Here is a 7,891-nt window from a genome sequence, read left to right on the forward strand (position 1 = left end):
TCTCAACTCTTAGCTGTATTGTCGCAACTTCTTCCGTTATYGTCGCAACTATCCAATTTCCTCCTAATTCCTACTCGATCTTCTTCCCACAAAAACGCAGCCCTTCGCGAAAGCGATGGGCTGCCWAATTAAGATTTYAACACTTTGYGTGGATAGGGKATTGSCGYAACTTTCTTYGATATTGRCGCAACTYTTGSTCGTWTTRTCGCAACTTCCCGTGTTATYGTCGCAACTATAGGTCGTATTGTCGCAACTTCTTCCGTTATTGTCGCAACTATCCAATTCCCTCCTAATTCCCACTCGATTTTCTTCCCACAAAAACGCAGCCCTTCGCGAAAGCGATGGGCTGGCGAATTAAGATTTTAACACTTTTGTSTGGATAGGTATTGYCGMAACTTTCTTYGATATTGTCGCAACTATTGCTCGTATTATCGCAACTTCTCGTGGTATCGTCTCAACTATAGTTCGTCTTGTCGCAACTTCTTCCGTTATTGTCGCAACTATCCAATTTCCTCCTAATTGCTACTCGATCTTCTTCCCACAAAAACGCAGCCCTTCGCGAAAGCGATGGGCTGCCTAATTAAGATTTCAACACTTTGCGTGGATAGGGTATTGCCGCAACTTTCTTCGATATTGACGCAACTATTGTTCGTATTGGCGCAACTTCTCGTGGTATCGTCTCAACTCTTAGCTGTATTGTCGCAACTTCTTCCGTTATTGTCGCAACTATCCAATTTCCTCCTAATTCCYACTCAATCTTCTTCCCACAAAAAACCAGCCCTTCGCGAAAGCGTTGGGTTGCCAAATTAAGATTTTAACTTCATTGTATTTAGAAGGTTAATGCTACTCCAACAAACTTTTGAAATTGATTATCTCCTCTTCATTTCAAATGCTAAAAATGGTTCCAAGCGCCATGGTTCAAATTTCAAAGTATATATTCTATTTTTATGACTACCGGTATATTTCTCTATGCAACTCTTTAAAATTCTCGAAGTTAAATCTTTGTTTTCAATACCTAACCACCATTTCACATCCCTACTTGTAGTTTCGCTGCCAAATAGTAGTTGGTATTCTTGCAATGTCGCTACATGTGCTTCCTTGTCGTGACAACCACAATAACCGCATACCCATGTAGCGTATACTCGCTTCATCCCTACTTCAAAACACTTTCTGCATTTGACACCTGGACGAATCCCTTTCCGTTCAATTCCCAATCGTCCCATTAGTACGTCATCATGGATAGTACAAGTTCCACGTTTCAGAATATGACTTACTTTTTTCAACTCCTCGTTTGATATGATTTCTTTACTTTTCACTTCCATTTCTTCGAGCGTATCGCACACGGCATCGATCGGAATAGATTTGAAAAGTGTTGGCCGCTGAATGACAATCCCGGCTCGACTTGCAAACACAATTAAACCTTGAACAGGTATTTGAACTTCTTTTAGATTTAATTTTCTCTGTAATACTTTTACTGCTCGTTGCAATTGAAGTTCTGGATTTCTCATGCCTTCTTTTTTACCATCAATTATTCGATAAAATTGTTTTGAAATGGAATCAAAATAAAACTCCCCTTTCATATTTTTCACTTCCAAAACACAAATCATCTTTGGCGTCACTACAATGACATCCATTTGTGTATTGTCTATCATGATATTTCGATAAATTTCAACCTTGGGAGTCAGAACTACTTCCTCTAGAAATCTTGATACTTTATCTTCGCCAGCAAATCCTGCTTTCGTCGTCCGATAATCTTCACTAAGCAATCGCTTATCACTGAATCGCGAATACACTACACACATTCTTAACACATTAAACTCATATGTTTTTTGATTATTCAGTCTTATCCCTCCTAAAAAAATCCTCCACTCGTTCAAAAGTGGAGGATTTAGCTAATTTATTTAGCAAAAACGGCTTTTATTTTTGAGAATATGCCTTTTCTCTGCACGTCCATAGACATTAAAGGTACCGATTCACCTAAAATACGACGCGCAATGTTGCGGTAGCCTTGAGCTGCTCGGTTTGTTGGGTCCATTACTACTGGCTCACCTTTGTTGGAAGAAGTAATAACACTTTCGTCATCCATGATGATGCCAAGTAAATCAATGGATAAGTGTGTAGTAATTTCATTAACATCTAACGCATCGCCGGCTTTCATTAAATGTTGACGAATACGGTTGATAATTAATTTTGGCGGGGCAATATCTTCTTGTTCAAGCAAACCGATGATACGATCCGCATCACGCACGGCTGAAATTTCAGGTGTGGTAACGACGATTGCACGGTCTGCACCAGCGACTGCATTTTTATATCCTTGTTCGATACCTGCAGGACAGTCGATTATGACATAATCGTAGTCACGTTTTAATTCCGTTACAAGTTCTTTCATTTGTGCGGGGTTTATAGCGTGTTTGTCTGTTGTTTGCGCTGCTGGAAGTAGATACAATTTGTCTTCAAAACGTTTATCTTTTACTAAAGCTTGGTGAACTTTACAACGGCCTTCGATTACGTCAACCAAATCATAAATAATTCGGTTTTCTAATCCAAGGACAACGTCTAAGTTACGTAAGCCGATATCAGTATCAATTAAACAAACTTTCTTGCCTTGAAGTGCCAATGCAGTCCCAAGGTTGGCGGTTGTTGTTGTTTTGCCAACGCCTCCCTTACCTGAAGTAATTACGATAGCTTCTCCCACATTAGCTTCCTCCTTTAAATGTAGATAATTGCGGTCTTAATAAACGTAGTTCTTGTAAGCGATCGATTGCAATGAAGCCATTTGCATGCAAATATGCACATTCCATTTCGGGTTGTTCCGAAAGAATCGTCAATTCATCTGTCATAGTTTCAAGTGTTTCATTAATCTTAATATGTGTCGCTTCTAACCAAGATGCCGCGATGACTGCTTCTTTATTGCCATTCGCCCCTGCATGTGCGCTACCTTTTAAGCGGCCAAGCACAAAAATATTGCCGCCAGCTATGATTTTGCCATTTGGGTTTACATCTCCTACGACAACTAAATCACCTTCTGCTTTGATAACTTGTCCAGAACGAACGATGCCGACGTAAGTTTCCGATTGACGCTCTAAGATGCGGCGATTGCTTTCTTCTATGGAAATCACATCACTTTGCACTCTTGAGACACGTAAATGTGGAGACGTGTGCACGCTTGCAATGAGTTCTTTTATTTGTTCTTCTGAGCAGTATCGATTTCCAAGTTGTAATAATACCTCTGCTTGTCCATCGATGCCTTCGTCCGAAACTTTTAGCTTTAGTTCATCCACCAGTTCGGCATATGCGCTTTGATCATCAAGCCGAAGCACTAGACCGTCTTTTGTCCCTTTTATATAGACTAGTTGCTTTTTCGTCATCAAATGCGTCACCTCACGCGTAGAATTAATTTGGCTGATTTAATCGTTGCAACAATCGTGCATTGATTACATATTTAAATGCCCAGCCTAGCACCACTAAGAATATTGAATTTGCAATCATCGTTGGAATGAGACGTTCGCTAACAAAAGCTTGTAACGAAATATCGGTCAATCCAATAAATGAAAAGAATTGGAATAACGCGAATTCAAGACCAGCAACTAATACAAGTGACACGATTGTTGTCACCAATAAACTCTGGTGAATGAATTTCACGATATAACTAGCTAGTAAACAAATTAATGGATATAAAAATGAATACAATCCAATAATATCAATGAAAAACACATCATACAAGAGCCCAAAAAGTAATGCATACCCCATCGCGCGGTTGCGACTATAGTAGATGGAAATGAATATCAAATACATGATGAGAAATCGAGGGATTAAATACCGATACTCCCCATTAATGTCTAAGGGAGAAAATAGCCCGAATACGGGTTCAAGATAAAATAAGACGACAGCAATGGCTGGAACGATAAAACGCTTCATGATTCATCCTCATCAATCGCAGTATTTTCTCCATCTGTCCCATCAACGGTTGTCATAACGCGTTTCGCAATCATCACGTGGTCAAGTAGAGCAAAATCAGCTGCTGGTTTAACATAAGCCATATTAGTTAAGCCGAAATCGTCTGTCGATACTTCAGTAATTTCCCCGATTAAAATACCTTTAGGAAAAATCCCGCCTAGTCCAGATGACATGATTTTTTGACCTTTTTTGATTTCAATGTTTGAATCGATTCGTTTTAGAATTAGTTCTTTTCGCTCATCATCGTATCCTTCTATTAAGCCGAATACTTCTTTTTTGCCCGTCACCATCGCAGATACACGATAGTTTGGATTTTGTGTCGATAAAAGTTCAACAGTAGAAGTAAATGGCGTCGTTAGTACAACTTTTCCAATTAATCCTTGCGCAGTCATAATTGCCATGTTCTTTTCGACTCCGTGAACTTCTCCTTTATCGAGTATTATTTTTTCTTCCCACTGATCAGGATTTCTTGCGATTACAGTTGCCTGAATCGGTTCATACTTTCGAAGATCGTCTTGCTTGTCTACAACTTCTCTTAATCTCGTATTCTCTGATGCTAAATCGTTGACGTCAGCTTGCAATTTCGCAAATTCTTCTAAACGACCTTTCAATCGTTTATTTTCCTCATACGTATTTAACAAAGAATCAACATTATCGAAAACACCTGTTATGTACTGTGTTGGTTTTGAGAAAATAGATTGCCCAAAACCAACCACATCTTTAATAATTTGTTCAGGTAACGACGCATTATCACGATCTCTGAGAGAGAAGCTGATCAATGCCACAAGAAAGATGACCCCGACAAGCAGCAAAATTAATCGCTTATTCGAAAAAAATTGTGGCATTAGAACGGTCCTCCTTAATGTTTAGAATTTTGGCGAATCATATTCATATGATCAAGCGCCATTCCCGTACCAATTGCAACGCAGTCTAACGGATTCTCTGCAATGAAGACCGGCATGCTTGTCTCATCACTAATCACTTTGTCCAAGTTCTTAAGTAATGCGCCACCGCCAGTTAAGACGATTCCACGTTCCATTACATCTGCAGATAATTCAGGAGGCGTTTGTTCTAATGTTTTTTTCACTCCATCGATAATTGCTGTAACAGACTCTTTCAATGCTTCTGAAATTTCTTCAGAAGAGATTTCAAGTGTTTTTGGAAGACCCGTCACTAAATCACGACCACGAATTTCCATTTTCTCAACGTTTTCAATGACTCTAGCAGAACCGATTTCTATTTTAATAGCTTCGGCAGTACGTTCACCAATCGTTAAGTTGTACATTTTACGAATATAACTAGTAATCGCATGATCCATAGCGTCACCAGCTACACGAACTGATTCACTTGTCACTATACCGCCAAGTGAGATAACTGCAACTTCAGTTGTTCCGCCACCAATATCGACCACCATACTACCTGTTGGTTCCCACACTGGTAAGTTTGAACCGATTGCTGCTGCAAATGGCTCTTCAATTGTAACTGCATCTCTTGCGCCAGCTTGACGAGCTGCATCAATTACTGCACGACGCTCAACAGATGTAATTCCATAAGGCACACAAATCATTACGTTTGGCTTTTTCCAAGTACCGCCTGACGCTTTCATTGCTTCTTTTAAATAATACTGAATCATCGCTGTCGTAATATCAAAATCCGCAATAACCCCGTCTTTCATTGGGCGAATGGCAACGATTGAACCTGGAGTACGACCAATCATATTTTTAGCATCGTTTCCTACTGCCACGATGTCACCATTATTTGTGTTTTTAGCTACTACTGAAGGTTCGCGTAATACGATCCCTTTTCCTTTAATAAATACCAAAGTATTGGCTGTGCCAAGGTCTATCCCGACATCTTTTGCTCCGAATCCAAACACGTTTTGTTCTTCCTTTCTATCCTTAGCCAGTTAATCTTAGCTTAGTTTAAACCATAACTTTGATTATAACGGATAAAAAGAGAAAATCACAGTGTCACATGTAACCCTTTTCTTTCAAACTAATAAATTGATGATCCCCTATAATTACATGATCAAGTAATTCGATGCCCATGATCTGTCCAGCTTCTTGAATTCGCTTCGTTACCTCTATGTCTTCAGGTGATGGAGACGGGTTCCCTGAAGGGTGATTATGAGCGCAAATAATCGAGGCAGCGGAACGTTTTACCGCTTCCCTGAATATTTCTCGTGGATGGACAATACTCGCATTTAAACTGCCAATAAAGATAGTTTGTTTGTGTAACACTTGATTTTTAACGTTCATAAATAATACAACAAAATTTTCTTGCTTTAAAGACGTCATATCCGCCATTAAAAAAGTGGCTGCATCTTTTGGGGAACGTACGGTGAATTTTCCATCTGTTTGTTGCTGAGCTAAGCGACGTCCGAGTTCGACTGCCGCGAGTAATTGAACTGCTTTTGCTTCCCCAATTCCTTTTACGGACATTATTTCTTCAATCGTCGCATTTTTCAATTCGTGCAGTTGTTCGAAAAACACTAAAACTCGATTGGCTAAATGTAGAACAGATTCTTGTTTTGTGCCTGTTCGCAACAAAATCGCTATCAACTCTTGATTTGACAAAGCTGCTGCACCTTGATTCATTAGTCTTTCACGCGGGCGATCAGAAGCTGGCACATCTCGGATCATTAACGTTGGTTTGACATCAGTTATCATAACGCGCTCCAGCTGTCACGTGTTCAATAAGTTCTAAATGTTTTAATTCTCGATAAAGTCCAGCAATTGGTAAGCCTACTACGTTGTTGTAATCTCCATTTACATGTTCTACCATTAATGCGCCAACGGTTTGGATGCCGTATGCCCCGGCCTTGTCAAAACAATCACCACTAGCTACGTAATTACTAATCCATTCCTCGGACAATGTGAAGAAAGTGACTTTTGTCTTCTCAAAAAACACGCTGCATATATCATCAAAATAAATAGCCACACCTGTAATTACGGTATGCGTTCTTCCAGACAATCTGCGTAAATGATTTTTCGCCATTTCCGCATTTTCCGGTTTCCCTAATGCCTCGTCGTCGATAAATACCATGGTATCCGCACTGATAACGATCGCTTGTTGATTGTGTTCCGCCACTTGTAAGCCTTTCTCCATGGCAATGTTACAAACTAATTCGGCTGGTGATAGACCGAAAACTGAGTGCTCGTCCACTTCCATTGTCTTCACATCAAATGGTGCACCAAGTAACGATAGTAAATCTTTTCTTCTCGGTGAGGCAGATGCTAAAATTAACGGTTTGGTTGTCTTAAATTTCATTCAAATCAGCTCCTTTTTGACATCATACAGAACTATTTCTCCGTTGAAAAATGTGTCAAAAGGGCAATAATTCAATTTTGCCTACTAAACTACCGTCAAAATTCAATTTTGATGCAGTCATTTTGAGTAGAATAGTGCGATAAAAGTTGCACACGGATGATGTTTAAATCCTTTGAAAGTGTTGATATAGCTGCAATATTAGCTGTCCAATCCTTTGGAATTGCATCCTTATTTCCAGTACTCTCAAAATTAAATTTTGCCGGGTCTGGATTTGCTAGGAAAACAGGCAGATTTTTCATAGCTTTTTCTGTACAAGCTGCTGAATTTATCTGGAACGGCTTTACAAACGAATCTGTACTACCTTCGATTTTCACTTCACTTTCCACGATACTCGCTGCTGACCACACATAGTACTGGCCGCCCGCAATGATAATGGCCGCAGACTTCATAGCAGGACTTGATTGCAATAGCTCTGTCGCACCTTCAGCAGTCGTAAAAACTCCATGTTGTTTTGCAAAGAATTGAGTCGTTCCGTCCTTGCCAGTTGCATCTACAGCTATTTGTTCAGATTTCTCCGGATTCTCAGATGCAGTTCCAGCTTTTTCGGCAGTAGAGATGTCTTGCCATTGAATTAAAATCGCAAATATACCGATCGACACAACTC

Annotated in this window: 9 protein-coding genes; all 9 read right to left on the bottom strand. The window is 39.8% G+C overall.

All coding sequences use genetic code 11. The features are described from left to right. Positions 1-869 precede the first annotated feature (869 nt). On the bottom strand, positions 870-1,802 hold the full coding sequence (locus AC1DOS_RS15920) for a nuclease-related domain-containing protein (RefSeq protein WP_477538292.1): 933 nt from the start codon (positions 1,800-1,802) through the stop codon (positions 870-872). A 95-nt stretch (positions 1,803-1,897) separates the two neighbouring features. After that, entirely contained in the window at positions 1,898-2,695 is a 798-nt protein-coding gene (minD, locus tag AC1DOS_RS15925; protein ID WP_477538286.1) for a septum site-determining protein MinD, read from the bottom strand. A 1-nt stretch (position 2,696) separates the two neighbouring features. Further along, complete coding sequence (gene minC / locus AC1DOS_RS15930; protein WP_108586431.1) at positions 2,697-3,368, bottom strand: septum site-determining protein MinC; 672 nt, start codon at positions 3,366-3,368, stop codon at positions 2,697-2,699. 25 nt (positions 3,369-3,393) lie between these two features. Continuing rightward, positions 3,394-3,918 (bottom strand): rod shape-determining protein MreD, encoded by a 525-nt coding sequence (gene mreD / locus AC1DOS_RS15935; protein WP_477538287.1) that lies wholly within the window; start codon positions 3,916-3,918, stop codon positions 3,394-3,396. Then, a complete protein-coding gene (gene mreC, locus AC1DOS_RS15940) occupies positions 3,915-4,802 on the bottom strand; it encodes a rod shape-determining protein MreC (protein ID WP_477538288.1) in 888 nt (295 codons plus the stop codon). Before mreC ends, mreD begins: the two co-directional genes overlap by 4 nt. A 14-nt stretch (positions 4,803-4,816) precedes the next feature. After that, on the bottom strand, positions 4,817-5,833 hold the full coding sequence (locus tag AC1DOS_RS15945; protein WP_477538289.1) for a rod shape-determining protein: 1,017 nt from the start codon (positions 5,831-5,833) through the stop codon (positions 4,817-4,819). A 94-nt stretch (positions 5,834-5,927) separates the two neighbouring features. Next, positions 5,928-6,626, bottom strand: coding sequence for a RadC family protein (radC, locus tag AC1DOS_RS15950; protein ID WP_477538290.1), 699 nt, complete (start codon positions 6,624-6,626; stop codon positions 5,928-5,930). Then, entirely contained in the window at positions 6,616-7,227 is a 612-nt protein-coding gene (locus AC1DOS_RS15955) for a Maf family protein (protein ID WP_108586436.1), read from the bottom strand. The genes radC and AC1DOS_RS15955 overlap by 11 nt, the downstream gene beginning before the upstream one ends. 95 nt (positions 7,228-7,322) lie before the next feature. After that, a partial coding sequence (locus AC1DOS_RS15960) for a hypothetical protein (protein WP_477538291.1) occupies positions 7,323-7,891 on the bottom strand: 569 nt, incomplete at its 5' end.

Source organism: Paenisporosarcina sp. P5_A11 (genome assembly GCF_056400705.1).